Source organism: Streptomyces sp. NBC_01275 (genome assembly GCF_026340655.1).
GTDB lineage: Bacteria > Actinomycetota > Actinomycetes > Streptomycetales > Streptomycetaceae > Streptomyces.
This window is the reverse complement of record NZ_JAPEOZ010000001.1, coordinates 3,495,998-3,522,214: the sequence shown is the minus strand read 5'-3', so window position 1 is coordinate 3,522,214 and position 26,217 is coordinate 3,495,998. Positions and strand designations below refer to the sequence as shown.

The following is a 26,217-nucleotide window of genomic DNA, read 5'->3' as shown; positions in this document are numbered from 1 at the left end:
GGCCACCTAGTGTCGGTCCTCGTCATCCGCTGCCGAGAGCGAGCGAAGGAGGGCCCCATGGCCGTCGACTACACCGTGATCGTCGTCTATCTGGCCGGCATGCTGGCCATGGGCTGGTGGGGCATGCGCCGCGCCAGGTCGAAGAGCGAGTTCCTGGTCGCGGGCCGTCGGCTCGGGCCGGTGATGTACTCCGGCACCATGGCGGCGATCGTCCTCGGCGGCGCCTCGACCATCGGCGGCGTGGGCCTCGGCTACCAGTACGGCCTCTCCGGAGCCTGGATGGTCTTCGCCATCGGCCTCGGCCTGCTCGCCCTCTCCGTCTTCTTCTCGGCCCGCATCGCCCGCCTGAAGGTCTACACGGTCTCCGAGATGCTCGACCTGCGCTACGGCGGCCGGGCGGGCGTGATCTCGGGCGTCGTCATGTGGGCGTACACCCTGATGCTCGCCGTCACCTCGACCATCGCCTACGCCACGATCTTCGACGTCCTCCTCGACATGAACCGGACCCTCGCGATCGTCCTCGGCGGCTCGATCGTCGTCGCGTACTCGACGCTCGGCGGCATGTGGTCGATCACGCTGACGGACATGGTGCAGTTCGTCGTCAAGACGATCGGCGTGCTCCTGCTCCTGCTGCCCATCGCGGTCGTCAAGGCGGGCGGCTTCGGCGAGATGAGGGCGAAGCTGCCGACGGAGTACTTCGACCCGCTGGGCATCGGCGGCGAGACGATCTTCACCTACGTCCTGATCTATACGTTCGGCATGCTCATCGGCCAGGACATCTGGCAGCGCGTGTTCACCGCCCGCGGCGACCGGACGGCGAAGTGGGGCGGCACGGTGGCGGGTACGTACTGTCTCGTGTACGCGCTCGCCGGAGCGGTGATCGGTACGGCGGCCAAGGTGCTCTACCCGGACCTGGCCTCCGCGGACGACGCCTTCGCGACCATCGTGAAGGACGAACTCCCGGTCGGCGTACGGGGGTTGGTGCTGGCCGCCGCGCTGGCCGCGGTGATGTCGACGTCGTCCGGCGCGCTGATCGCCTGCGCGACCGTCGCCAACAACGACATCTGGTCGCGGCTGCGGGGCGTCGCCGGCCGGGCGTCCGACGACGACGAGCGGGACGAGGTCAGGGGCAACCGGGCCTTCATCCTCCTCATGGGCGTCGCGGTGATCGGCACGGCGATCGCGCTGAACAACGTGGTGGAGGCGCTGACCGTGGCGTACAACCTGCTCGTCGGCGGGCTGCTGGTGCCCATCCTCGGCGGACTGCTGTGGCGGCGCGGCACGGTCCAGGGCGCGCTCGCCTCGGTCGTGGTGGGCGGCGTCACGGTGATCACCCTGATGGCGACCTTCGGCATCCTCGCCAACGAGCCCGTCTACTACGGCCTCCTGGCCTCCCTCGCCGCCTACGTCGCCGTCTCCCTGGCCACCCGCCCGACCGACCCCGCCGTACTGGCCGCCTGGCGCGAGCGGCTGGCCGGGCGTACCCCCGGGACCACCCTCTCCTCGCCCGTCCCGACGCCCCGGTAAAGTCGTACGAGAAGTAGTACATACGCAATGAAGCGTGAGAAAGAAGGCATTTGACCATGAGCAGCAACGAGACGCCTCGCGGCCCCGTCGACTCGTCCCGCGTCCCGCGGTACGCCGGCCCCGCGACCTTCGCCCGGCTGCCCCGCCTCGACGAGGTCGGCCGCGCCGACGTCGCCGTGGTGGGCGTGCCGTTCGACTCGGGCGTCTCCTACCGGCCGGGTGCCCGCTTCGGCGGCAACGCGATCCGCGAGGCGTCCCGGCTGCTGCGGCCGTACAACCCGGCGCAGGACGCCTCCCCCTTCGCCCTCGCCCAGGTGGCGGACGGCGGGGACATCGCGGTGAACCCGTTCAACATCAACGAGGCCGTCGAGACGATCGAGGCCGCGGCGGACGACCTGCTCGGGACCGGGGCGAGGCTGATGACCCTCGGCGGCGACCACACCATCGCGCTCCCCCTGCTGCGTTCGGTCGCCAAGAAGCACGGCCCGGTGGCACTGCTGCACTTCGACGCGCACCTCGACACCTGGGACACGTACTTCGGCGCGGAGTACACCCACGGCACGCCGTTCCGGCGGGCGGTGGAGGAGGGCGTCCTCGACACGTCGGCGCTGTCGCACGTGGGTACGCGCGGGCCGCTGTACGGCAAGCAGGACCTCACGGACGACGAGAAGATGGGCTTCGGCATCGTGACGTCCTCCGACGTCTACCGGCGCGGCGCGGACGAGGTGGCCGACCAGCTGCGTCAGCGCATCGGCGACCGGCCCCTCTACATCTCGATCGACATCGACTGCCTGGACCCCGCGCACGCGCCCGGCACCGGGACCCCGGAGGCGGGCGGCATGACCTCCCGCGAGCTGCTGGAGATCCTGCGCGGCCTGGCGTCCTGCAACCTGGTCTCCGCCGACGTCGTCGAGGTGGCCCCCGCGTACGATCACGCCGAGATCACGTCGGTGGCCGCATCCCACACGGCGTACGAACTGACCACGATCATGTCCCGCCAGATCGCAGCGGCCCGTGCGGCGGGTAAGACGGCCGAGGAGACCGAGACCAAGTGACCCACGACCACGACCTGGTGCTGCGCCCGACCCAGGCGCAGATCGAGGCCGCTCTGCACCCTCCCGTCGGCCGCAACGGCGGAGACCTGGTCGTGGAGACGTTGGCCGGCCTCGGCGCGACGACCGTCTTCGGCCTGCCGGGACAGCACGCGCTCGGCATGTTCGACGCCCTGCGCCGCTCGTCGCTGCGCTACGTCGGCCTGCGGGTGGAGAACAACGCGGGCTTCGCGGCGGACGCGTACGGCAGGATCACCGGCGAGGCGGCCCCGCTGCTGCTGTCGACGGGCCCGGGCGCGCTGACGTCCCTGGCGGCGCTCCAGGAGGCCGCCGCCGCCTCCGCCCCCGTGCTGGCGATCAGCAGCCAGATCCCGACGGCGGGCCTGGGCGGCGGCCGCCACGGCTATCTGCACGAACTCCCCGACCAGTCGGCCTCGTTCCGGGGCGTGGTGAAGTCGGTCCACACGGTCCGCGCCCAGTCCCAGATCCCGTCGGCGCTCGCGGAGGCCTGGAAGTCGGCGCTGACGGCTCCGCACGGCCCGGTCTGGGTGGAGATCCCCCAGGACGTGCTGCTGGCCGAGACCCCGCTCCCGGTGGTGACGGCGGTGGACGCGACGCCGGAGGACCTGGTCCCGCGCCCCGAACTGACGGCGGTGGCGGCCGACCTGCTGTCGCGCGCGTCCCGCCCGGCGATCATCGCGGGCGGCGGGGTGATCCGCGCCGACGCCTCGAAGAAGCTGCGGCACCTGGCGGAGAAGCTCCAGGCCCCGGTCGTCACGACCCCCGGCGGCAAGGGCGCGTTCCCCTGGACGCATCCCCTCTCGCTCCAGTCCTGGCTGGAGGACCGCCACACGACGGACTTCCTGGAGGACGCGGACGTACTGCTGGTGGTGGGTTCGGGCCTGGGTGAACTGTCGTCGAACTACCACACGTTCGCCCCGCGCGGCCGGGTGATCCAGATCGAGGCGGACCTCGGCAAACTGGAAGCGAACCACCCGGCGCTGGGCATCCACGCGGACGCGTGGCACGCGGTGCAGGCCCTGCTGGAGACGGTGACCGAGCGAGCGGACGCGACGGCGGCGGAGCGGGTACGGGAGCTGCTGGCGAAGGTCCGGGAACGCATCGACGCCCAGGAACTGACCCTGGAACAAGGCGTGTTGGAGTCGGTACGCAAGGCGCTGCCGGCCGACTCCCCGTCGTTCTGGGACATGACGATCCTCGCGTACTGGGCCTGGTCGGCCTTCGACGCGAAGGGCCCCAACCATCTCCACTCCGCCCAGGGCGCGGGCGGCCTCGGCTACGCCTTCCCGGCGGCGCTGGGCGCGGCGGCCGCGGACCCGACCCGCCCGGTCCTCGCCGTGTCGGGCGACGGCGGAGCCCTGTACTCCCTCGCCGAGTTGGCGACGGCCCGCCAGTACGACCTCGACGTCACCTGGCTCATCATCGACGACGGCGGCTACGGCATCCTCCGCGAGTACATGACGGACGCCTTCGGCGAGACGACGGCGACCGAACTGACCCGCCCCGACTATGTGGCCCTGGCGGAGTCCTTCGGGGTGCCGGGGGTACGGACGTCCCCGGAGACCTTGGAAGCGGACCTGACGAAGGCCCTCTCCACACCGGGACCGTCGGTGGTGGTCCTCCCGGCGGTGCTGCGGATGTTCGCGGCTACGCATCTGGGGTGAGGGGACCTCTTGCGTCATTGAGGTAGCTGTCGTCGGGCTATTCGGAGGATCGAGGCTCGTTCCGGTTCCAGGTGAGGGTGACAGTGAAATTGGCTGTGGTGCTGGCGGCGGCAATGAAAGCGCCTGCCTGGGCGTGCAGGTTGAGACCGAACTCGACCTGGACTTCGTCGGGAGACTGAGTCGCTGATTGAAGATGGGAGACTACCGCCTGCATGGCCGGCTGCAGGCGGTGTACGGCTTCCTCGAAGGTCTGCTGTGCGCGTTCGGATATCGTGGATCCATTGATCCCACGCGTCACCGTTCCGATCGATTGGTCGCTGACTTCGACGAGTACGGTACTGCCGTCCGCCGTGGGGAATTCAACAAGTCGTCCCATGGTTTCTTCTCCCTCATTCCGGGGAGCCCCTAAAGGATGCTATCGAAGTTCCCACACCTTGACGGCGCGCTGGGTGCCCGTGGCGAGTCGAGTGCCGTAGGAACTGAATGCCACCGATCGAACAGGGGATCCGTGGGTTATCTCGCAGATCAAACGTGCGCCGAAGACGTCCCAAATCTGCGTGATGTGATCTTCGCAGCCGGCGGCTAGAAGAGTGCCGTCAGGGCTGAACGCCACTGATCTGACGGAGCTGTCGTGGTTGAATTCATGAATCTGGCGTATGGGGGCGTTGGCAACCCAAAGTCGCGTGGTGTGATCCTTGCCGCTGGTGGCGAGAAGGGTGCCATCAAGGCTGTGCGCCACTGTATTCAGAACATCTTTACGGCTACGATCTTCAAAAATTTTCCGATCGGCGAAGAAGTCCCATATATGTAGCCCGTCTTGATCGGCGACAGCCAGCTGATTACCGTCCGGACTGAAGGAAATTGACCTCACCGAACGCTGGGGTTGCCAGAAGATCTTCTTGCCGGTGTTCGCATCCCAAATATGAATCGAGTCGTAGGCTCCGGTGGCAAGAAGGGTTCCATTCGGGCTGAAAGCAGCTGCGGTAACCCCTTTATTTGCAGGTACTTGAAATATTTTTTTGCCTGTGAAGGCGTTCCATATCGTGCCACCTGTCCTGACATTGCTGACGAGGCGTGCGCCGTCTGGGCTAAATGCCAGGGCGTAAGGGCCCGACTTGTCTCCCATTATTCCTGTTCTGATGTTTAGCCGCTCGCCGCCGGTCGAGTTATAAACGCGAATTCGCGCGCCGCCCCAGGTGCTGACGGCTATTATTCGCCCGCTTGGATCCCAAGCCAGGGCCCCGCAAGGAGTAGTTATTCTGACTGCTTCAGTTGGATTTACGGTTGTTTCGTCGCGGGTGTCGGATATCGGCTTGGCGATTCTCGTGCGATCCAGGCAAATTTTGCGACGTTGCGCGCTGTCCTTGTATTCAAGGCCGTCACGCAAAAGGGTGTCGTAGTTGCTGATGGCGGTGTCCCAGTCCTCGGAGTTTTCGGCTGCTCGGGCGCTGGTGTACAGGTTTTCCAGTTCGGCGGCGTTTTGAGCTTCTTGCATTGCTTGGTGGGCGCGTGTGGCCAGTCCTTCGGGGTCGGTGGTGGTGGGGTCCAGTTGGTTGAGTTCTTCGTTGATGTCGAGGACGGTCTGCCAGCGGTCTGCGTCCGCGTGATGGCGCATTTTTTGCTGGAGGTGGGTGATGTACTGGCGGTTGCGGCAGAAGTCGCGTCGTGAGAGGACGTCTCGGTATTCCGGTTCTGTCTGCAGGATCTGCTCGTAGTTGTTGATGGCGGTGGCCCAGCCTTCGGCGTTTTCGGCTATGCGGGCGCTGGTGTACAGGTTTTCCAGTTCGGCGGTTTGTTGGGCTTCCTGCATTGCTTGGTGGGCGCGTGTGGCCAGTCCTTCGGGGTCGGTGGTGGTCGGGTCCAGTTGGTTGAGTTCTTCGCTGATTTCGAGGACGGTCTGCCAGCGTCCTGCGTCCGCGTGGTAGCGCATTTTTTGCTGGAGGAGAGTGATGCGCTGACGGTTGCGGCAGAAGTCGCGTCGTGAGGCGGCATCTTTGTACTCGGGGTCTGCCTGCAGGATCTTTTTGTATCTGTGGATGGCGGTGGTCCAGTACTCGGAGTTTTCGGCTGTCCGGGCGCTGGTGTACAGGTTTTCCAGTTCGGCGGTTTGTTGGGCTTCCTGCATTGCTTGGTGGGCGCGTGTGGCCAGTCCTTCGGGGTCGGTGGTGGTCGGGTCCAGTTGGTTGAGTTCTTCGCTGATTTCGAGGACGGTCTGCCAGCGGTCTGCGTCCGCGTGGTACCGCATTTCTTCCTGGAGGTGGGCGATGCGCTGACGGTTGCGGCAGAAGTCGCGTCGTGAGGCGGCATCTTTGCGCTCGGGGTCTGTCTGCAGGATCTGCTCGTAGCTGTCGATCGCGACCGACCAGTCCTCGGATTTTTCGGCTTCTGTTGCCTGGGCATGGAGCTTGATGAACTGCTCCTGGCCGACGGCCTCGGCGCGCAGCGCGATCGCATCTTTGTGCTTTGGGTCGAGGATGAGCAGGTCATCGAGCAACTCGATGGCCTTGCCGGGATCGCCGATGCGCAACTCTGCCCTGGCCATCACGTAAAGCGAACCCAACCGCACATTGTGGTGGTCACTTTCCTCGATTTTCCGTGAACCGTCTGTTCGGGGCGGTGGCGTGGGCAAAGCAAAGAGAAGGGTGGCCTCGCCTCGCACGTACAACACGGGAGTGATCCACTCAAGAGACTGGCTGGCACCAAGCATGGAGATGCGTCCACTTCTGACGGCATCGTCGACCCTGCGACCATGAGCCAGCGCCGTGTAGAACCCCTGAGCGAAGCGCACTGAGGCCCGGTCGCTGACCGCAAATTGCATCGCTGCCACGGCGCTGATTCCACCGCGCACGAGGGCTGCTCCCACGCTTGAGAATCCGTCGTCGCCCCCTCCTTGAGCGGACGCACAGGAATTCAGCACCATCAGCCGCGGTGCCGGGTCCGCCTCTCCCAGCAGGTCCGCCAGACGGGAAGCCTCCACCATCTGCGTGCCGCCGCCCTCGCCCATCAGCGCGATCAGCCCCTCCTCGGAACGGACGTCGTAGTCACCGTGGCCGATGAAATGGAGCACGTGCCATGGGCCATCCAGGAGGTAGGCGTGCAGGCTTTGCCAGCTTGCGTCCGTCAACCAGACCAACTCCACCCGGCCGGCCGCGACTTGCGGTGCAAGCGCCTGCTCCAATCGTTCGCGCTCGGCGTCGGTGTCCAGCAGGGGAAGCCCGCGCGGAGAGGCGATCACCACAAGGATCCGCAGCGGCGGCTCTACGGGCAGAGGGGTGGGCGTGAACGAGGCGGGAAGATGTCGAACCATCGGCTCGTGCCGGCACACGTAGGCGTCCGTATGTGGGTCGAACAGGGTTTCCCAGGGCAGGAGCGTCAGCTCTGGCGCTTCCAGACGCAGCACTATTTGCAGCCGCTCCTGTCGCTCCCGCGCAACGCTCAGGCTCGCGCGGTAGGTTCCCGAGACCAGGCCTACGAACAGCGCTTCAAACAGTTGCCGTCCCACACGTTGTACGGCCTGCTCACTCACCGGCACTGCCCGACGAGCCGCGGCCGCGGAGGCGAGCACTTTGTCTTCCAGCTCAGGACGCTGTGCCAGCAACTCGTCGACATTGAGCCTCAGCGGGGCTCGGGGCTCACCGCCGGCAGCTGCCTTCACCACGCGCACTTCATACTCGCCCGGGTGAAGTCGGCAGATCTGCAGTTCCAGGACAGTGGCCATAGCCACCCCGTTCCCGGTAGACCCGGAGGCCGTGCAGGCTTGCGGGCATCCGTCGTGACGGGAAGCGGCCGGTCGCCTCTCCTTCCATTATGTGACGACGCCGATGCGCTCGCACGTCGACCCGAAGCTGCGAAAGGCGGCCTCTTTCGGAGGCTTCTCGGCGTCGGCCTGCTCTCTGAGGTGGCCGATATCTCGGCGCGATGCCCTGCCGGGCAGGGTGATCATTGATACGGTCCCGGGATGTCTGATGCCCCTGTCACCGCCGATGACGTCGACTTCGCCGTACGTCTGGCCGTCGCCGTACTCCGGGATGCCGAGGCCGCGGACTGGGACGCCAAAGCCGGTTCGCTGGAGTGGACTTGCTGGGAGACCGTCGAGCATCTCGCCGACGATCTGTTCGCCTACGCCGCTCAGCTGGGGCCGCGGCGACCGCCGTTGGAGTCGGAGGTGCCCTTCGTGTGGAGCGCGAAGAGGCCCGGGGGGCCGGCGAACGTCGTTTTTGCGGATCGGGATGCCGGGCCGGCCGGGTTGGTTCAGGTGCTGGAGGCCTGCGGGGCTCTGTTGACGGCCGTGGTGCGGACGACGCCGGCGACTGTCAGGTCGCATCACAGCTTCGGCGTCTCCGACCCCGAGGGCTTCGCCGCGATGGGGGTCGTCGAGACGCTGGTGCATGTGCACGACGTGGCCGAGGGGCTCGGCGTCGGGTGGACGCCGGACGCCGATCTGTGCGGTCGGGTTCTGGGGCGGCTCTTTCCGCACGCCCCGGCCGACGCCGACCGGTGGGCCACCTTGCTGTGGGCCACCGGTCGGGGTGAGATTCCCGGGCACGCACGCCTCACGCAGTGGCGTTGGCACGGCGCTCCCCGGAGTGAGCGGTAGCGGTAGGGGTCAGGACCTCAGCAGAACCAGAAGAAGATCGTGTCGTCCGTGCGCCCCAGTCGCTGGGTCGTCTCCCATTCCGCCGCCTCGAACCGCATCAACTCCGCGAACCTGCCCACCGTTTCCGTGAACTCGGGATCCACGTGACGCAGCACCCTCTCGTACGCCTCCGCCAGCGCCGCCGCCCGCTGGACCGGCAGCACGCCGATCTGTGGCATCGCGTCGCCGGGGTGCGGCAGCCGCAGGGGCGGTCCGCTGAAGAGGAAGGACGCCGGGAGCAGTTCCGCGGGGACGCCGAGCCGGGCCAGTTCGGTGTCCAGGGCGTAGAACCAGGAGGGCCTGTGCCATACGCCGAGGTCGGTCGTGTCGGAGAAGTGCGGTGCCACGGCCTCGTGGAAGGCATAGGTGTAGGAGGGGCACAGCTCCGCGCTCGGTGTGGTTCCCTCGACCAGTTCCTCCAGTGCCCGGCTCACCGACACCTCCAGGTCGATGCCCTGCTCGCGCAGCCGTGCGTCGGTCTTCTCGCACCGCTCGCGCACGATGGCGAACATCCGCTCCTGCGCCTGCGTCCGCTCCACCGCGGTGAGCAGCCGGACGACGCTCCGCATGTCGCCGGTGCTCATCTCCAGGCAGTAGCCCACTGATTCCTCCCCGTTCCCCGTTCCCCGTCTCCTGGTCACCGTCCATGATCCAGTTTGCGGTGCGGGAGGTGCCCGGCGGGGTGCGGATGAGCCGTTCGGAGGTCTCGGAGGTCGACGCCGCAGGGCCCTTTCCCGAACGTCCGGGAAAGGGCCCTGAGTTACGGCTGCTCCTACCGCTGCTCTACCAGATCGCCTCGACCCACTCCGGGTGGTCGATGAACGGGTTGCGGTTGTGCTGGTATGTGTCGTAGATGACCTGGTTGCGCTTCTCCTCGAAGGCGCTCGGCGGGTCCTCGTCGTTCCACTGCTTGAGGACGGAGAGCTTGCCCATGTAGGGGTTGCTGCCGTTGTTGACCAGCTCGTTGGGCTCCAGGTTGGCGAAGCCGTCGTCGCCGTCGTAGCGGACCGCCATGTAGAGGATCATGCGGGCCACGTCGCCCTTGTCGGCGTCGCGCGGCTCGAAGGAGTCGGAGTCGGTGAGGCTGCCGCCGCCGTTGGTGACCGTGCTGCCGCCGTTGTCGAAGTCCTTGTTGCCGCGGATGCTGTTGACCTGCACGTCCGCGGGCCGCAGGTGGTGCAGGTCGGTGCCGGGACCCGTCACCTCGCCGAAGTCGCCGTGGGACTTGGCCCAGGTGTGCTCGCGGTTCCAGTCGCCGACGTCGCCGCCGTTGAGGGACTTGGCACGCGAGACGCCGCTGTACAGCAGGATCACGTTGCTGCTGTTGTTCGGGTCCTGGTCGGTGACCATGAGCGCGTTCCAGACCGCGGAGTACGAGATCTTCGAGACGTTGGCGCTGATGATCGTGTGCAGGGACGACTTCAGGCTCGTGCCCGTCTTGCCGACGGCGTTCTTGTAGTAGGTCGCGTCGTACGCCGTCGTGGTCGCCGCGGCGGGGGTCGCGGTGAGCGCGGGTGCGGTGAGGCCGACCAGGACGGCAGTGGTGGCAAGCGCCACCGACTTCCATCGGCCTATGCGTGTCGCCAGCATGTGGGGTGTCCGATCTACGCGTGTTGACGGGAGGCGGCAATCGGGAGAGTGACATGCACATGCGGCCCTGTAAATGAATCTGACATGTCGATCGGATGACGGGATCCGGCAAATCGCCCCTTGTCTACGCGAGTTGATATGCCAAAACGGCCCCTGACGGGAGAGTCAGGGGCCGTTGGGGCTGTACCGGCCGGCTGTACCGGTCGGGTGGACCGGCCGGCTGTGCGGGTCAGCTCACGTCCGACGCGTCCAGTCGGTAGACGGTCGACTGGTTGCTCTGCGTGGAGGACGAAGACTCCGACTCGGACTCCGACTCCGACTCCGACGAGGAGTTCGACTCGGACGAAGCCGTCGAGCTGTACTCGCTCGCCTTCACCGCCGTCCCGTTCTTCTCCACCCACGCGGTGATCTCGGAGTTGAGGCTGCTGTTGCCGCCCATTCCGCCGCCGCCGAGCTGGATGTAGTGCAGCTCGCCCTTCTTCACCAGCTCCTTGAGTTTGGCGAGCGTCATCGCCTTGTCGGAGCCGGTGAAGCCCCACATCGAGATGACGGGCTTGCCGGTGCTGATGATCATCTGGCCCGCGCTCTGCGAGTTGGACACCGCGATCAGCCACTTGGCGCCGTCCTGGTGCTTCTCCAGGTACGAGATGAGCTGGCTGTCGGCGCCGCCCATACCGCCGCCGCCACCGCCCATGCCGCCACCGGGCCCACCGGCCGTGCCGCCGCCGGTGCCGCCGGGCGCGCCGCCACCCTGGGCGCCGCCGCCCGGGAACTCCCCGGTCGCGCCGCCCTGCTGGCCGTCCTGGCCGTCCTGGCCGCTGGGCGCACCGCCGCCCTGCGGGAGTTCGCCGTTGCCGCCGCCGGGCGTCACCTGCCCGTTGCCGCCGCCGGGGAACTCGCCGTTCGCCTGGCCGCCCTGCTGGGTGCCGCCGGGCGCCGCGCCGTTCTCGCCGCCCGGACCGCCGTTGCCGCCGCCGAAGCCGCCCCGGCCACCACCGCCGCCGCCGGGACCGCCCATGCCGCCCCCGGTGGACGGGCCCGCGGTCGGGTTGGTGCCGCCCATGCCGCCGCCCGCGGAGGAACCGAAGGCCGGCGAGGCGGCGTACGCCGTCGGACCGGCGAGGGCCGCGACGACCGCCGCGGCGACGGACACGCCGAGCAGCCGGACCCTGGTGCCGGAGGTCGCGGACCGCAGGACGAACAGGCCCACGATCGCGAGGACCATGACCACGCCGACGACCGGCCACAGCCAGGTGTTCCAGCCGGTGGCGCGGCGCAGCAGCACGATCGCCCAGACGCCGGTGACCGCGAGCCCCGCGGGCAGCACCCACGACCACTTCGCGTCGCCGCCGCGGAAGGCGCGCCACAGCATGACGCCGCCGCCACCGCACAGCGCCGCGATGCCCGGGGCGAGCGCGGTCGTGTAGTACGGGTGCATCGTGCCCTCGGCCATGGCGAAGGTCAGGTAGTGCAGCACCAGCCAGCCGCCCCACATCACCAGTGCGGCACGGGTGGCGTCGGTGCGCGGGGCGCGCCCGCACAGCACCAGACCGGCGACGAGCGCGATGCCCGCGAAGGGGATCAGCCAGGAGATCTGGCCGCCGAGGATGTCGTTGAACATCCGGCCGAGGCCCGCGGTGCCGGCGAAGGTCCCGCCTCCGCCGCCCCCGCCTCCGCCGTTGCCCTCGCCGCCGAGGACCCGGCCCAGGCCGTTGTAGCCCATGATCAGGTCCCAGGCGCTGCCGTCGGTCGAACCGCCGATGTACGGACGGTCGTCGGCGGGCACGAGCGACACGGCCGTGGCCCACCAGAAGCTGGAGACGGCGAGTGCCACGGCCGCCAGCGCCAGGTTGACGGCCTTCTTCTTCCAGCCCAGCTTCGACGCGTACAGGTACACGGCGAAGACGGCCGGCAGGGCGATGTAGCCCTGGAGCATCTTGGTGTTGAAGGCGAGCCCGAAGCAGACCGCCGAGCCGATGAGCGGCAGCAGCCGGTCGTCGCGTGTGGCGCGCAGCGCGAGGGCCGCGCCCGCGACCATCAGCAGCACCAGGATGGTGTCCGGGTTGTTGTCGCGGTTGATGGCGACCGTGATCGGCGTCAGCGCGAGGACGAGCGCCGCGACGGTGGCGGCCACGTGCCCGAAGACCCGCTTCACGGAGGAGTGCAGGATCCAGATCGTGCCCAGCGCCGCCGCGATCTCCGGCGCCATCATCTGCCAGGTGCCGAAACCGAAGATCCGGCAGGACAGGCCCATGATCATGAGCGCGAACGGCGGCTTGTCGACGGTGATGAAGTTCCCGGCGTCGAGCGAGCCGAAGAACCACGCCTTCCAGCTCTGCGTACCGCTGTAGATCGCGGCGCTGTAGAAGCTGTTGAGGCTGTTGGACGACAGGTTCCAGCCGTAGAGCACGGCCGCCAGGGCCAGGATCGCGAGCAGCGCCGGCAACGACCAGCGCGGCGCCTTGTCCGGTGGCGGCGCCTGGGCGGTCGCCGTCGGCGGGGCCCAGTCGGGGGACACGTCGTGGGAGGCGTCGGGGGACGCGTCCGGGGACACGGGGGACTCGGTCGCGTGGGGGAGTGGATCGGTGGCAGATGTCACCCTGCGCATGCTGTACGTCGGTTGTGGGCGGCCGCTGTGCCGAAGCTGGCCGCAACCTGTGAAGACGCACAGGGGCCGGTAACGGGTTGCCCAGGCTTTGCCCAATACCCCAGGGTGTTCGTACAACCATTCATACGAACTGGTGAGTCAACTGGGCATGACTCACCGGACTCCCAGACGCAGGAGAGGACTGGTCGCCACCGCGCTCGGCACCGGCGTCCTCATCACCGGCGTGGCGACCGCGGCACCCGCCTCGGCCGCCACCCCGACCGTCAGCTGTACGTCGTCCAAGGCGGCCCTCGCCACCAAGCTGAAGAAGGACATCACGGCCGCGCTCGCGAGCCGCAAGGGCACGGTCGCCGTAGGCCTCTACGACCGCACCACCGACACCACCTGCACCCTGCGCCCCTCCACCGCCTACGACTCGGCCAGCGTCGTCAAGGTCACCGTCCTGTCCACGCTGCTGTGGGACGCGCAGAAGACGAACCGCGCGCTCACCAGCCGTGAGAAGACGCTCGCCACCAACATGATCACCAAGTCGGACAACGCCTCCACCACCACCCTGTGGAAGCAGCTCGGCATGACGAAGATCAAGGGCTTCCTCGCCGCCGCCAAGATGACGCAGACCAAGCCCGGCGCGAACGGCTACTGGGGCCTGACCCAGATCACCGTCACCGACGAGCAGAAGCTGCTCAAGCTGATCACCGCGTCGAACACGGTCCTCACCACCGCCTCGCGCTCCTACGTCAGCACGCTGATGGGGAAGGTCATCTCCTCGCAGCGCTGGGGCACCCCCTACGGCAGGCCCTCCACCGTCTCCTGGCACGTCAAGAACGGCTGGCTGTCACGCGCCACGCACGGCTGGCGCGTCCACAGCGTCGGCACCTTCAAGGGCGGCGGCCACGACTACATGATCACCGTCCTCACCCAGGACAACAGCACGATGAACTACGGCATCACGACCATCCAGGGCGTCGCCAAGGTCATCCACAAGGACCTCGCGGCGTCCTGACCGGCCTGAACGGAACGACCCTTCACGCTTCGTCTCCCCGCATGTCACCGTCCCGCCCTACGGTGACGCCCATGCGTCTGCGAACCGTACTCGCCACCTTCACCGCCGGCCTGGCGGCGGCCGCCAGCCTCACCGCCGCCGGGCCCGCGCAAGCCAACGCCCCGCAAGCCAACGCCTGTTCGCCCGCCGTCTCCCTCGACCGCTTCTCCGACGCCCTCGACAAGACGACCTACGACGGCGCCTTCGTCGGCAACCTCTCCGCCCTCGCGCTCGACTGGGACGGCTCCCTCGCCGCCCTCTCCGACCGCTCCGCCCTCTTCGACCTGGACGCGAGAACCCTCGCCCCGAAGAAGGTCGTCCCGCTCGCCGACGAGAACGGCGCGGCGCTGGACTCCGAGGGCCTGGCGATCGACGGCGACGGCACCCGCCTGATCACCTCCGAGACCGAGCCGTCCATCCGCCGCTACGGCGCCGACGGCACGATCCTCGACCGTCTCCCGGTCCCGGCCTCGCTCCTCGTCGCCCCCGCCGGACGCGCCACGGCGAACCAGACCTTCGAGGGCCTGACCCTCCTCCCCGGCGGCCGCACGCTCCTCGCGTCGATGGAGTACGCGCTCTCCGGCGACACCGCCGGCCTCGTCCGCTTCCAGACCTGGCGGCGACACCACGGTCGTTTCGAGCTCGCCGCCCAGTACGCCTACCGCACCGACGCCGGCCTCGGCGTCCCCGAGGTCCAGGCCCTGCCCGACGGCCGCCTCCTCGTGCTGGAACGCGGCTTCACCGCAGGCGTCGGCAACACCGTCCGCCTCTACCTGGCCGACCCCCGCCACGCCACCGACACGAGCAGCGTCGAGAACCTGACCGGCCAGACCGACGTACGCCTGATCAAGAAGACCCTGCTCACCGACATCGTGACCTGCCCGTCACTGGGAGCGACCGCCAAGCAGCCCCAGCCGAACCCGCTCCTCGACAACATCGAGGGCATGGTGATCACCGGCCACGCCCAGGGCCGCCTGAAGGTCCTGCTGGTCAGCGACGACAACCAGAACGCCGTACAGACGACCCGCTTCCTCTACCTGCGGGTACGCGTCTGACCTCGCGCTCGCCCCCGCTCGCCCCTTCACGCCCTTCTCCCCTCCGATTGTTGCGGAGGGATGAAATCCGTTACGCCCGGCGTTGGTGCCTTCCGGTAGATCAGGTCAGTCAGGTCAGCAATCGGAGGGCATCGGCGTGGGCGACAAACGGGGATGGGCACGACGGCTGGCGGGCTACGCCTGGCGGCATCCGAAGGACGTCGTCCTCGCCCTGGGCTCCTCGCTGGCCGGCATGGCCGTCATGGCGCTGGTCCCGCTGGTCACCAAGGTGATCATCGACGACGTGGTCGGCGCCCACACCCGTGACATGGCCCCCTGGGCCGGCCTCCTGATCGCCGCCGCCGTCCTCGTCTACGCCCTCACCTACGTCCGCCGCTACTACGGCGGACGGCTCGCCCTCGACGTCCAGCACGACCTGCGGACGGAGATGTTCGAGACGATCACCCGGCTCGACGGCCGCCGCCAGGACGAGCTGTCCACCGGCCAGGTCATCGGCCGCGCCACCAGCGACCTCCAGCTCATCCAGGGCCTGCTCTTCATGCTCCCGATGACCGTCGGGAACCTCCTGCTCTTCCTGCTCTCCCTGGTGATCATGGCGTGGCTGTCCCTGCCGCTCACCCTGGTCGCCCTCGCCGTCGCCCCCGCGCTCGCCTGGATCGCCAAACGCAGCCGCGTCAAGCTCCACCCGTCCACCTGGTACGCGCAGGCCCAGGCGGCGGCCGTCGCGGGCGTGGTCGACGGCGCGGTCAGCGGCGTACGGGTGGTGAAGGGCTTCGGGCAGGAGGACCAGGAGACCGGGAAGCTCCGGGAGGTCGGCCGCCGTCTCTACGCCGGCCGGCTGCGCACGATCCGTCTGAACTCGACGTACACCCCCGCCCTCCAGGCCGTGCCCGCGCTCGGACAGGTCGCCATGCTGGCGCTCGGCGGCTGGCTCGCCGTGCGCGGTCACATCACCCTCGGCACCTTCGTCGCCTTCTCCACCTACCTCGCCCAGCTCGTCGGCCCCGTCCGGATGCTCGCCATGGTCCTCACCGTCGGCCAGCAGGCCCGCGCGGGCACCGAACGCGTCCTGGAGCTGATCGACACTGAGCCGACGATGACGGACGGCACGAAGGAGCTTCCCGCCGACGCCCCGGCCACGGTCGAGTTCGACGACGTCTCGTTCGGCTACGACCTCGCCCCCGGCAAGACCCGACCCGTCCTCGACGGCCTCAGCCTGGAGATCCGCTCCGGCGAGACCCTGGCCGTCGTCGGCTCCTCCGGCTCGGGCAAGTCCACGGTCTCCCTCCTCCTGCCCCGCTTCTACGACGTCACCCGGGGCGCCGTCCTGATCGGCGGCCACGACGTCCGCGAGCTCACCCTCGACTCGCTGCGGGCCGCGATCGGCCTGGTCCCCGAGGACTCCTTCCTCTTCTCCGACACGGTCCGCGCCAACATCGCGTACGGCCGTCCCGACGCGACCCAGGAGCAGATCGAGGCGGCCGCGCGCGCCGCCCAGGCCGACCGGTTCATCGCCGAGCTGCCCGACGGCTACGACACCACGGTCGGCGAGCACGGCCTCACCCTCTCCGGCGGCCAGCGGCAGCGCGTCGCGCTCGCCCGCGCGATCCTCACCGATCCGCGGCTGCTGGTCCTCGACGACGCGACCTCCGCCGTGGACGCCCAGGTGGAGCACGAGATCCACGAGGCCCTCAAGGAGGTCATGCGGGGCCGCACCACCCTCCTCATCGCCCACCGCCGCTCCACCCTGGGCCTCGCCGACCGCATCGCCGTCCTCGACGCCGGCCGCCTCGCCGCCCTCGGCACCCACGAGGAACTCCAGGAGCACTCCGCCCTCTACCGCCGCCTGCTCACCGACCCCGACGAGCTCGGCGGCGTCTCACCGGGCCACGCCCAGCCGCAGGCGCGGGGCGACGACACCGCCGTACACGACTCCGTACACGACTCCGTGCGGGACGAGCTGGACGCCGAGTTCGACGCGGAGCGGGGCATCACGCCGCGGCTGTGGGCGGGGGAGCGGGCGCCGCGGGACACCGCGATGGACGGGATGCCGGCCACTCCGGAGCTGCTCGCCCAGGTCGAGGCGCTGCCGCCGGCCAACGGCGTCCCGGACGTCGACGAGGCGCGCGCGGTCATGCCCGAGGAGTCGTACGGTCTGCGCAGGCTGCTGCGCGGCTTCGGCCTGCCCCTGCTGGCCAGCCTCGGCCTGGTCGCCGTGGACGCCGGCATGAGCCTGTTGCTGCCGGTCATGATCCGGCACGGCATCGACCAGGGCGTGACGAAGGCGGCGCTGGGCGCCGTCTGGGCGGCCTCGCTGCTCGCACTGCTCGCCGTGATCGTGCAGTGGGCGGCTCAGCGGGGCGAGACGCGGATGACCGGCCGTACCGGAGAACGCGTCCTCTACACCCTCCGGCTGAAGATCTTCGCCCAGCTCCAGCGCCTCGGACTCGACTACTACGAGCGGGAGCTGACCGGCCGGATCATGACGAGGATGACGACGGACGTCGACGCGCTGTCGACCTTCCTCCAGACGGGCCTGGTCACGGCCTTCGTCTCGGTCGTCACCTTCTTCGGCATCATGGTCGCCCTGCTGGTGATCGACGTACAGCTGGCCCTGGTCGTCTTCGCCACGCTCCCGCCGCTGATCATCGCCACCTACTTCTTCCGCAAGGCCAGCGTGAAGGCGTACGAACTGGCCCGTGAGCGGGTGTCGGTGGTCAACGCGGACCTCCAGGAGTCCGTCTCCGGGCTCAGGATCGTGCAGGCCTTCCGGCGCGAGCGGGACGGCGGGGCGCGGTTCGCCGAGCGCAGCGACAGCTACCGCAGGGCCCGCATCCGCGGCCAGTGGCTGATCTCGATCTACTTCCCGTTCGTGCAGCTGCTGTCGTCGGTGGCCGCCGCGGCCGTGCTGATCTCGGGCGCGGGCCGGGTGGACGCGGCGACGCTCACCACCGGCGCGCTGGTCGCGTACCTCCTCTACATCGACCTGTTCTTCGCCCCCGTCCAGCAGCTCTCCCAGGTCTTCGACGGCTACCAGCAGGCCACCGTCTCGCTGGGCCGCATCCAGGAACTCCTCCAGGAGCCGACCTCCACCAAGTCCGCCGACGAGCCCCTCGACGTCCTCTCCCTGCGCGGCGAGATCGCCTTCGAGGACGTGCACTTCCAGTACGGCGACGAGGAGGAGGCCCTCGGCGGGATCGACCTGCACATCCCCGCCGGGCAGACCGTCGCCTTCGTCGGCGAGACCGGTGCGGGCAAGTCGACCCTGGTCAAGCTGGTGGCCCGGTTCTACGACCCCACGTCCGGCCGGGTCACCGTCGACGGCACGGACCTGCGCTCCCTCGACATCACGTCGTACCGTCACCGTCTTGGCGTGGTCCCGCAGGAGGCGTACCTCTTCCCCGGCACCGTCCGCGACGCCATCGCCTACGGCCGTCCCGAGGCCACCGACGCCGAGGTGGAGGCGGCGGCGCGGGCGGTCGGCGCGCACGAGATGATCGCGACGCTCGACGGCGGCTACCTCCACGAGGTCGCCGAGCGCGGCCGCAACCTCTCCGCGGGCCAGCGCCAGCTGATCGCCCTGGCCCGCGCCGAACTGGTCGACCCCGACGTCCTGCTCCTCGACGAGGCGACGGCGGCCCTCGACCTGGCCACGGAAGCCCAGGTCAACCAGGCCACGGACCGCCTCGCAGGCCGCCGTACGACCCTCGTGGTCGCCCACCGACTGACCACGGCGGCCCGCGCCGACCGGGTCGTGGTGATGGATCACGGGCGGGTCGCCGAGGACGGCACGCATGACGAGCTGCTTGCCCGGGACGGGCGTTACGCGCGCTTGTGGAGGGTGTTCGTGGGGGCGGCCGGGCCGGAGGAAACGGTGGGAGCTTCCCGCTGACATTCGCGCAACCGTTCGGCACACGTCGTGCGTCCGTACATCAGTACGGCGACGGTAGGAGGGGACGTGGGCTGTGGTGCGCGGGGTGCGCGGGGTGCACTGGGTACGGGGCTGCGTCGGCGGCTGGTGCTCGCCGTGGCCGTGCTGACCGCGTCCGCACTGCTCGGGCTCGCCGCTCCGGCCAGCGCCGAGGCCGCGTCCTCCCACTGCGCGGGCCGGAAAGTGCGGACGCTGTCCTTCAGCACCGGCTCCGTACAGGTCTACAAGCGCAACGGCTACGTCTGCGCCGTCACCCTCCCCGCCAACCCCGGCGGGAAGAAGAAGATGTCGGTCAGCGTGCAGGCGCGCGGCAACCGTCCCGTGAAGGACGAGGGACGCTACTCCCTGCGCGCCGGCCCGGTGACCGTGCACGCCGGACACCGCTGCGTGTGGGTGAAGGGCGCGGTGGGGCGGGGGTCGATCAGCTCGGGCTGGATCCTGTGCTGAGCCGACCGAGGTAACTCCCTCTCGTGTGGCCGGTGTTGCGCCCTGGTGCGACCGGTGTCGCGCCGATAGCTTTTCGGCGCACATCGATCTCACAGGGAAGGTGCACGCGCATGCGCAAGGCGCTCAGACGGCTGCTGGCGCTCACGGTGCTCATAGGCACACTGAGCACGACGGCCACGGCAGGGGCGGCCACCGCCGCCGAGCCGAATGCCACCGGCACCACCAGCACCACCAGCACCACCGAGACCACCGACATCAAGGACCAGCTGCTCGCCGTCCCCGGCATGAGCCTGGTCCAGGAGAAGCCGTACCCCGGCTACCGCTACTTCGTCCTGAACTACACCCAGCCGGTCGACCACCGGCACCCCTCCAAGGGCACCTTCCAGCAGCGCATCACCGTGCTGCACAAGGACGTCAGCCGCCCCACGGTCTTCTACACCGGCGGCTACAACGTCTCCACCACCCCCAGCCGCCGCGAACCCACCCAGATCGTCGACGGCAACCAGGTCTCCATGGAGTACCGCTTCTTCACCCCCTCCCGCCCCGACCCGGCCGACTGGTCCAAGCTGGACATCTGGCAGGCGGCGAGCGACCAGCACCGCATCTTCAAGGCGCTGAAGAAGATCTACGGCAAGAAGTGGATCTCGACCGGCGGCTCGAAGGGCGGCATGACGGCGACGTACTACGAGCGCTTCTACCCCCACGACATGGACGGCGTGGTGGCGTACGTCGCCCCCAACGACGTCGTCAACGACGAGGACTCCGCCTACGACCGCTTCTTCGCCGCCGTCGGCACCAAGGAGTGCCGCGACCGGCTGAACGCCGTACAGCGCGAGGCGCTGGTGCGCCGGGAGCCGCTGGAGAAGAAGTACGAGGCGTACGCGGCGGAGAACGGCTACACGTTCACCACGATCGGCAGCCTGGACCGGGCCTACGAGGCCGTCGTCCTCGACTACGTCTGGGGCTTCTGGCAGTACAGCCTGCTGTCCGACTGCGACACCATCCCGGCGAACGCGGCGACCGCGACCGACGACGAGATCTGGACGTCGATCGACACGATCTCCGGCTTCTCGTTCTACACGGACCAGGGCCTGGAGCCCTACACCCCGTACTACTACCAGGCGGGCACCCAGCTCGGCGCCCCCACGATCCGCTTCCCGCACATCGAGAAGAAGTACGTCCGCTACGGCTACCAGCCCCCGCGCAACTTCGTCCCCCGGGACATCGCCATGAAGTTCCAGCCGGGCGCGATGCGCGACGTCGACACCTGGGTCAAGCACAACGCCCGCCACATGCTCTTCGTCTACGGCCAGAACGACCCGTGGGGCGCGGAGCGCTTCCGCCTCGGCAAGGGCGCGAAGGACTCCTACGTCTTCACGGCCCCCGGCCTGAACCACGGCGCGAACGTGGCCGGCCTGACCGCCGACCAGAAGACCCTGGCCACGGCCCGGATCCTGGAGTGGGCGGGCGTTTCGCCGACTGCCGTCTCCCAGGCGAAGCCACTGGCGAAGTTCGACTCGAGGCTGGATGTGCGGGACGTGGAGCGGGAGCCTGCGCTGCGTCCGTGACGTTCCGTTGAGAGGTTGATCGCTGACGGCGGGCTCGGCAGGGCCCGTCGTCAGCGGGCGGGGCAGGCGGGATCCACGGATTCGTCGTGGAGGTAGGCGGTGCTTTCCTGGGGGGTGAGGCCGCGGTTGACGACCCGGCAGATCCTCTGGATCGCCTCGGAGGGACTGGCGACGGTCTCCGCGTCCCACAGGCGCACTGTCTTGTCGGCGCTGGCTGTGGCGAGGGTGTGGCCGTCGGGGCTGAAAGCCACCCAGAACACCGTGTCGACGTGCCCGGTGAGGAGAGTGCGGGTCCGGCCGGTGTCGGCGTCCCACAGCCGGGCCGTCTTGTCGTCGCTGCCGGTGGCGATGGTGTGGCCGTCGGGGCTGAACGCCACGCCCCACACGACGTCCGTGTGCCCCCTGAGGATGGTGCGGGGCTTGCCGGTGTCGGCGTCCCACAGCCACGCCGTCTTGTCGTCGCTGGCGGTGGCGATGGTCCGGCCGTCGGGGCTGAACGCCACCGCGTTCACCACGTCGGCGTGTCCTTCGAGGACGGTGTGTTGTTTGCCGGTGTCGGCGTCCCAGAGTCGGGCTGTCTTGTCGGCGCTGGCGGTGGCGAGGGTGTGGCCGTCGGGGCTGAACGCCACGCCCCACACCACGTCCGTGTGCCCGTTGAGGATGGTGCGTTGTTTGCCGGTGTCGGCGTCCCAGAGTCGGGCTGTCTTGTCGGCGCTCGCGGTGGCGATGGTCCGGCCGTCGGGGCTGAACGCCACGAACAGGACCAGGTCCGTGTGCCCCTCGAGGATGGTGCGTTGTTTGCCGGTGTCGGCGTCCCAGAGTCGGGTGGTCTCGTCGTCGCTGGCACTGGCGAGGGTGTGGCCGTCGGGGCTGAACGCCACGCCGTTCACCACGCCGGTGTGCCCCTTGAGGATGGTGCGTTGTTTGCCGGTGTCGGCGTCCCAGAGTCGGACTGTCTTGTCGGCGCTGCCGGTGGCGATGGTGCGGCCGTCGGGGCTGTACGCCATCGCGTTCACCGTGTCCGGCTGTTTGGCGAGGACCTTGAGAGATCGGCCGACGTCTGTGTCCCACAGGCGTACCACCCTGTCCTGGCCGGCGGTGGCGAGAGTGTGGCCGTCGGGGCTGAAGGCCACCGCGTAGACGAAACCGGAAGGGCTGTCGAGGGCGTCGCGCGGCGTCCCGGTGGCCACGTCCCACAGTCGGACCGTGCGCTCCAGGCCGACGGTGGCCAGCGTTCGGCTGTCGGGGCTGAAGGCCACTCCGACCACTTGGTCGGTGTATCCGCTGAGGACGATGCGCGGTTTGTGGCTGGCCACGTCCCACAACTGGGTGACCCAGTCCCAGCCGACGGTGGCGAGGGTGCGGCCGTCGGGGCTGAAGGCCACAGCGAGCACCCCCGCGGTGTGTTTCCTGAGGACGGTGCGTGGCTTGTGGGTGTCTGCGTTCCACAGGATCGCTGTCTTGTCGTCGCTGGCGGTGGCGATCGTGTGGCCGTCGGGGCTGAAGGCCACCGCGTTGACCAGGTCCGTGTGTTTCCTGAGGACGGTTTGTGGCTTGTGGGTGTCTGCGTTCCACAGGCGTACCGTCTTGTCGTCGCTGGCGGTGGCGAGGGTGCGGCCGTCGGGGCTGAAGGCCACCGCGTTCACCTGGTCGGTGTGTCCGGTGAGGCGGGCGCGTGGTTTGCCGGTGCTCGCGTCCCACAGCCGTACGGTCTTGTCCTTGCCGGCGGTGGCGATCGTGCGACCGTCGGGGCTGAACACCACGGACCACACCGCGTCAGTGTGTCCTCTGAGGATGGCGCCCCGCTTGCCGGTGGCGACATTCCACAGTCGTACGGTCTTGTCCGCGCTGGCGCTGGCGAGGGTACGGCCGTCGGGACTGAACGCGACCCGGTACACCTCGCCGGTGTGTCCCGACAGGCGTCGATGCATCGGCAGGAGCGCGGCGGTGGTGCGCAGGCTCTCCACGGCCTCGGCCGTGTGGCTGCTGCGGTACGCCTGGATGGCGAGCAGCGCCGCGAGGTCGGTGTTCGTGCCGGTGACTTCGGTGGACTGAGCCGCCAACTGCCGCGACAGCGCCGCCTGCCGTGCGTCGATCACCGTCCGCCATTGCCAGATCGCACCCCCCGCGGCCACCAGCGCCAGCACCAGCAGCCCGCCGAGCACCGCGCTGAACCGCCTGCTGCGCCGGACGACCGCCCGCTGGCGCTGTCTGCTGGCCGCGAGGAACTCCGTGATGTCGGCCGGCAGATGACGCCGGCGAGACCATTCGAGCCCCTCCGCGAGTGTCGTCCCGCCGAGCAGGTCGCCCGGGTCCTTCTCGGCCGCCCAGCGGGCCTGCCGTTCATGCGTGTGGTTGAGCCATTCCTGGAAACGGTGGTCCTGGTTGACCCACTCCCGCAGCGCGCCCCAGTCGCGGATGAGCGCCTCGTGGATCAGCTCGGCCACCGGCTCCCCGGGAGGGTCGTCGGGGTGTCGCGGAGCGTGCAGTGTCTGCGTGGTGATGATGCGGTGGCGCGCGAGGGAGGCGATGACGGCGTCGACGGCCGCTGTCTCACCGTGGGCCGTGTCGCCCGGATCCGCCGCCAGATCCCGGAGCTCGTCGAGGGGCAGCTGCGTACGGACGGCCGTGACGTTGTGGCTGGGGTCGGCGGGATGCACCAGGGAGGTCAGTGCCCGCTGGGCGATGATCCGTTGCTCGGGGGACAGCTCGCTCAGGGCGCTGTCGCACCAGGTGGTCACGCTGCCGCTGACCGCCCCGATCCGCCGGTACGCCTCGTGGGTGAGGTACCCGTCCTGGCGCCGGCTCCACAACTGGCTGAGCGTCATCTCCAGCAGGGGCAGCACGGTGACCGGCGCCTCACGCGTGATGGCCGCTCCGGGGGTGATGTCCAGGACGTCGCTGATGATCTGTTCGGGCAGCCCCGGCTGGAAGCGGAGACCCACGTCCCGCGCCGGCAGGACGATGATGTCGTGCAGGTCCTGCTGACTCAACGTGCCCGGGACGTTGAGCAGGCCCGGCATCGCGGCTTCCAGCAACCGGGGTGCCAGGGAGGCAAGTTGGGGATAGAAGTCGTCACGCATGATCAGGATCACGGTGACCTTGGTGTATGCGTCGGCGGCCGTGGTGACCTCGTCGATGACGGCCAGGAACTCCCGCAGCCGGCCGTTGGCCGTCTGGACCAGGAGTTCCTCGAACTGGTCGATGACCAGGAGAACGCGCTGGTAGGAGGGCTCGGCCGCGAGCCGACGGTTGACCGCGGCCGTGATTCCCTCGTCGGCCGCCCCCGGCAGTCCCGCCCCCGCGATCTCGGTCAGCATGTCCTGCCTCGGCCGGGCGAGCACAGGCAGCCATCGGTCGCTCCCCGGCAGCTCCCCCTCCGCCAGCGCCCGCAGCACCCCCGCCTGGATCAGCGACGACTTGCCCGACCCCGACGGGCCGAGCAGCAGCGTCAGCCGCCGTTGCCTGGCCAGGTTCGTCAGGACCTGCCGCACCGCCTCCTGTCGGCCGTAGAACCACTGGGCGTGCTCCGCGGTGAACGACTCCAGCCCCCGGTAGGGGCACACCTCCTGCTCGGCCAGCTCCGGCAGGATCTCGCGCAGTGTCTGCGTCGGGGTGACGTACGCGATGCCCTGCCCGCGTTCGTACGCGTCAGGGGCCGTGATCTCGGTCAGCATGCCGATGACCAGGCCCGTCACGTCGTCGAGGACGGGGCCGCCGCTGAAGCCGGTGGTGAGGTCGTTGGCGTTGGTCAGCTGAAGGTGCGGGCCCCTGCCGTTCGAGCCCGGCAGCAGATCACCGGTCTCGCCGTAGCCGAAGTGTCCTTCCGGCGGGGCCTGGGCGGGGAATCCGTAGGAGCGCACATGGCGGCCCCGACATCCGTCCGCGGCGCCCAGGGGCAGCGTCCGCATGTTCGCCGCCGCACCTTCCGCCGTGTCGGTCAGCCGGATGAAGGCCACGTCCTCGTTGCCGGCGGCACGCCACAGCTCGTCAGGGACGTGCCCCGCGATCCGGTCCACGCCCGCCAGATGGGGGAAGGCCAGCAGGATCCCGGACCCGGGCCCGCCTCCGGCCGCTTCGACGACGTGCGCACAGGTGACCACGACACCCTCGGCCACCAGGAAGCCCGCCCCGGCCACCGCCCCGTCCGGCCCGAGGATCTGGGCCATGGCGCCGAGCAGATCGGACGGATCGCCGTCGCTCATGCCCTGCTCGGGGCCGGTCACCGGGATCCGCCCGTGCTCTCGCCCGCGTGAAGCCGGTCGGAGCCTTCGCTCTTCCACGACATGGTCACCTTCAGGTGGCAACCGGCCTGGCTCTTGGTGATCACGGCCCCGGCCTCGACCGCGAGGTCGACGCCGAACTCGACGGTGATCTCGTCGGGGCGGGCCTTGCGCAGTTGGTCGAGGGTGGCGCGGGCGGCCTCGGTGACCGGCCCCAGCGCTTCCTCCAGCGTCTCCGGCAGCTCGCGTACGGCGTCGCCGACGCGGCCGGCCTTCACGGGCCCGTCCCACGCGCCAGGCTGCTCGACGAGAACGCAGCCGCCGCCGTCCAGCGGAATCCGGGTCAGAGGTGTCACGACATCTCCTCCACCTCTCACGTCGGCTCTCCAGGGACGTCACCAGCATTCTTGGCGCTGGCATATGCCGCACGTCGCAGTGAGCCGTACGCGTGAGACGGCAGGTGAGACGGCAGGTGAGACGGCATGTGGTTCGGCGCGTGCGACGGCAGGGGGCGATGGCGTCAGAGCCCCGGCTTCGGGGTTTCAGGTCTCGGGCTTCAGGCCTCAGGCCTCAGGTCCCGCACCGGCCATGCGGGGGTCGCCGCGCATGCAGGCGTAGGCCCGGGCGGGCCGGCCGTCGGGGGCGGTTGCGGCGGTGACGCGGGGCGGCAGCCCGTCAGGAGCAGGGCGAGCAGCGCCCAGGTCACCCTCCCGCGGCCGCCTGTCGCGCATCGCCGTCCCCTGCGTGCCCACCCGCCCCCGACCGGCGTGGCCCGCGACCCGGGGCGCACGCCAGTCGTGCGGGGTGCTTTGCGCGTGTGGCGGGGAGCAGCACGGACGGCGGACGGCGGACG

At 69.3% G+C, this 26,217-nt stretch carries 16 protein-coding genes; 9 read left to right on the top strand and 7 right to left on the bottom strand.

The window, feature by feature from the left end; translation table 11 throughout:
* Positions 1–57 precede the first annotated feature (57 nt).
* The 3 genes from OG562_RS15350 to OG562_RS15340 are packed head-to-tail and all read left to right on the top strand — an operon-like array spanning position 58 to position 4,264.
* Complete coding sequence (locus tag OG562_RS15350) at positions 58–1,527, top strand: sodium:solute symporter (protein WP_266397728.1); 1,470 nt, start codon at positions 58–60, stop codon at positions 1,525–1,527.
* 56 nt (positions 1,528–1,583) lie between these two features.
* Positions 1,584–2,582 (top strand): agmatinase, encoded by a 999-nt coding sequence (gene speB, locus OG562_RS15345; RefSeq protein WP_266397726.1) that lies wholly within the window; start codon positions 1,584–1,586, stop codon positions 2,580–2,582.
* Positions 2,579–4,264, top strand: a complete 1,686-nt coding sequence (locus OG562_RS15340) for a thiamine pyrophosphate-binding protein (protein WP_266397723.1) — start codon at positions 2,579–2,581, stop codon at positions 4,262–4,264. Before speB ends, OG562_RS15340 begins: the two co-directional genes overlap by 4 nt.
* A 37-nt stretch (positions 4,265–4,301) precedes the next feature.
* Here the strand turns inward: OG562_RS15340 and OG562_RS15335 are convergent, their stop codons facing one another.
* Both OG562_RS15335 and OG562_RS15330 read right to left on the bottom strand, forming a co-directional pair.
* A complete protein-coding gene (locus OG562_RS15335) occupies positions 4,302–4,640 on the bottom strand; it encodes a CU044_2847 family protein (RefSeq protein WP_266397721.1) in 339 nt (112 codons plus the stop codon).
* A gap of 39 nt (positions 4,641–4,679) precedes the next feature.
* Positions 4,680–7,982 (bottom strand): CHAT domain-containing protein, encoded by a 3,303-nt coding sequence (locus tag OG562_RS15330; RefSeq protein WP_266397720.1) that lies wholly within the window; start codon positions 7,980–7,982, stop codon positions 4,680–4,682.
* 240 nt (positions 7,983–8,222) lie between these two features.
* Here OG562_RS15330 and OG562_RS15325 point away from each other — a divergent pair, with 240 nt between their 5' ends.
* The gene (locus tag OG562_RS15325; protein WP_266397719.1) at positions 8,223–8,861 is read left to right on the top strand and encodes a DinB family protein; all 639 of its coding nucleotides are present in this window, start codon (positions 8,223–8,225) and stop codon (positions 8,859–8,861) included.
* A gap of 17 nt (positions 8,862–8,878) precedes the next feature.
* Here OG562_RS15325 and OG562_RS15320 read toward each other — a convergent pair whose 3' ends face one another.
* The 3 genes from OG562_RS15320 to OG562_RS15310 form a co-directional block, all read right to left on the bottom strand.
* Complete coding sequence (locus tag OG562_RS15320; protein ID WP_266397717.1) at positions 8,879–9,484, bottom strand: hypothetical protein; 606 nt, start codon at positions 9,482–9,484, stop codon at positions 8,879–8,881.
* Positions 9,485–9,683: 199 nt separating this feature from the next.
* The gene (locus tag OG562_RS15315; RefSeq protein ID WP_266397715.1) at positions 9,684–10,490 is read right to left on the bottom strand and encodes an endonuclease I family protein; all 807 of its coding nucleotides are present in this window, start codon (positions 10,488–10,490) and stop codon (positions 9,684–9,686) included.
* 229 nt (positions 10,491–10,719) lie between these two features.
* Complete coding sequence (locus OG562_RS15310; RefSeq protein ID WP_266397714.1) at positions 10,720–13,089, bottom strand: glycosyltransferase family 39 protein; 2,370 nt, start codon at positions 13,087–13,089, stop codon at positions 10,720–10,722.
* A 157-nt stretch (positions 13,090–13,246) separates the two neighbouring features.
* Here OG562_RS15310 and OG562_RS15305 point away from each other — a divergent pair, with 157 nt between their 5' ends.
* The 5 genes from OG562_RS15305 to OG562_RS15285 all read left to right on the top strand — a co-directional run bounded on the left by OG562_RS15305 (position 13,247) and on the right by OG562_RS15285 (position 21,141).
* Complete coding sequence (locus tag OG562_RS15305; RefSeq protein WP_266397713.1) at positions 13,247–14,101, top strand: serine hydrolase; 855 nt, start codon at positions 13,247–13,249, stop codon at positions 14,099–14,101.
* Between the two features lie 71 nt (positions 14,102–14,172).
* On the top strand, positions 14,173–15,195 hold the full coding sequence (locus OG562_RS15300) for an esterase-like activity of phytase family protein (RefSeq protein ID WP_266397712.1): 1,023 nt from the start codon (positions 14,173–14,175) through the stop codon (positions 15,193–15,195).
* 136 nt (positions 15,196–15,331) lie between these two features.
* On the top strand, positions 15,332–19,087 hold the full coding sequence (locus OG562_RS15295; protein WP_266397709.1) for an ABC transporter ATP-binding protein: 3,756 nt from the start codon (positions 15,332–15,334) through the stop codon (positions 19,085–19,087).
* A gap of 99 nt (positions 19,088–19,186) precedes the next feature.
* Positions 19,187–19,573, top strand: coding sequence for a hypothetical protein (locus OG562_RS15290; protein WP_266409275.1), 387 nt, complete (start codon positions 19,187–19,189; stop codon positions 19,571–19,573).
* A 110-nt stretch (positions 19,574–19,683) separates the two neighbouring features.
* On the top strand, positions 19,684–21,141 hold the full coding sequence (locus OG562_RS15285) for a S28 family serine protease (RefSeq protein WP_266397707.1): 1,458 nt from the start codon (positions 19,684–19,686) through the stop codon (positions 21,139–21,141).
* Positions 21,142–21,191: 50 nt separating this feature from the next.
* On the opposite strand, the gene OG562_RS15280 is transcribed toward OG562_RS15285, so the two are convergent.
* Both OG562_RS15280 and OG562_RS15275 read right to left on the bottom strand, forming a co-directional pair.
* Positions 21,192–25,367: a trypsin-like peptidase domain-containing protein gene (locus OG562_RS15280; protein WP_266397705.1), complete on the bottom strand. Its 4,176-nt coding sequence runs from the start codon at positions 25,365–25,367 to the stop codon at positions 21,192–21,194.
* Positions 25,364–25,720, bottom strand: coding sequence for a CU044_2847 family protein (locus OG562_RS15275; protein WP_266397703.1), 357 nt, complete (start codon positions 25,718–25,720; stop codon positions 25,364–25,366). Before OG562_RS15275 ends, OG562_RS15280 begins: the two co-directional genes overlap by 4 nt.
* Between the last annotated feature and the right edge of the window lie 497 nt (positions 25,721–26,217).

What these genes read in the sequence shown, in the direction of transcription:
- OG562_RS15350 (WP_266397728.1), top strand. Translation starts at nt 58, where the DNA reads ATGGCCGTCGACTACACCGTGATCGTCGTCTATCTGGCCGGCATGCTG.
- speB (WP_266397726.1), top strand. Translation starts at nt 1,584, where the DNA reads ATGAGCAGCAACGAGACGCCTCGCGGCCCCGTCGACTCGTCCCGCGTC.
- OG562_RS15335 (WP_266397721.1), bottom strand. Translation starts at nt 4,640, where the DNA reads ATGGGACGACTTGTTGAATTCCCCACGGCGGACGGCAGTACCGTACTC.
- OG562_RS15330 (WP_266397720.1), bottom strand. Translation starts at nt 7,982, where the DNA reads ATGGCCACTGTCCTGGAACTGCAGATCTGCCGACTTCACCCGGGCGAG.
- OG562_RS15325 (WP_266397719.1), top strand. Translation starts at nt 8,223, where the DNA reads ATGTCTGATGCCCCTGTCACCGCCGATGACGTCGACTTCGCCGTACGT.
- OG562_RS15320 (WP_266397717.1), bottom strand. Translation starts at nt 9,484, where the DNA reads ATGAGCACCGGCGACATGCGGAGCGTCGTCCGGCTGCTCACCGCGGTG.
- OG562_RS15315 (WP_266397715.1), bottom strand. Translation starts at nt 10,490, where the DNA reads ATGCTGGCGACACGCATAGGCCGATGGAAGTCGGTGGCGCTTGCCACC.
- OG562_RS15305 (WP_266397713.1), top strand. Translation starts at nt 13,247, where the DNA reads ATGACTCACCGGACTCCCAGACGCAGGAGAGGACTGGTCGCCACCGCG.
- OG562_RS15300 (WP_266397712.1), top strand. Translation starts at nt 14,173, where the DNA reads ATGCGTCTGCGAACCGTACTCGCCACCTTCACCGCCGGCCTGGCGGCG.
- OG562_RS15285 (WP_266397707.1), top strand. Translation starts at nt 19,684, where the DNA reads ATGCGCAAGGCGCTCAGACGGCTGCTGGCGCTCACGGTGCTCATAGGC.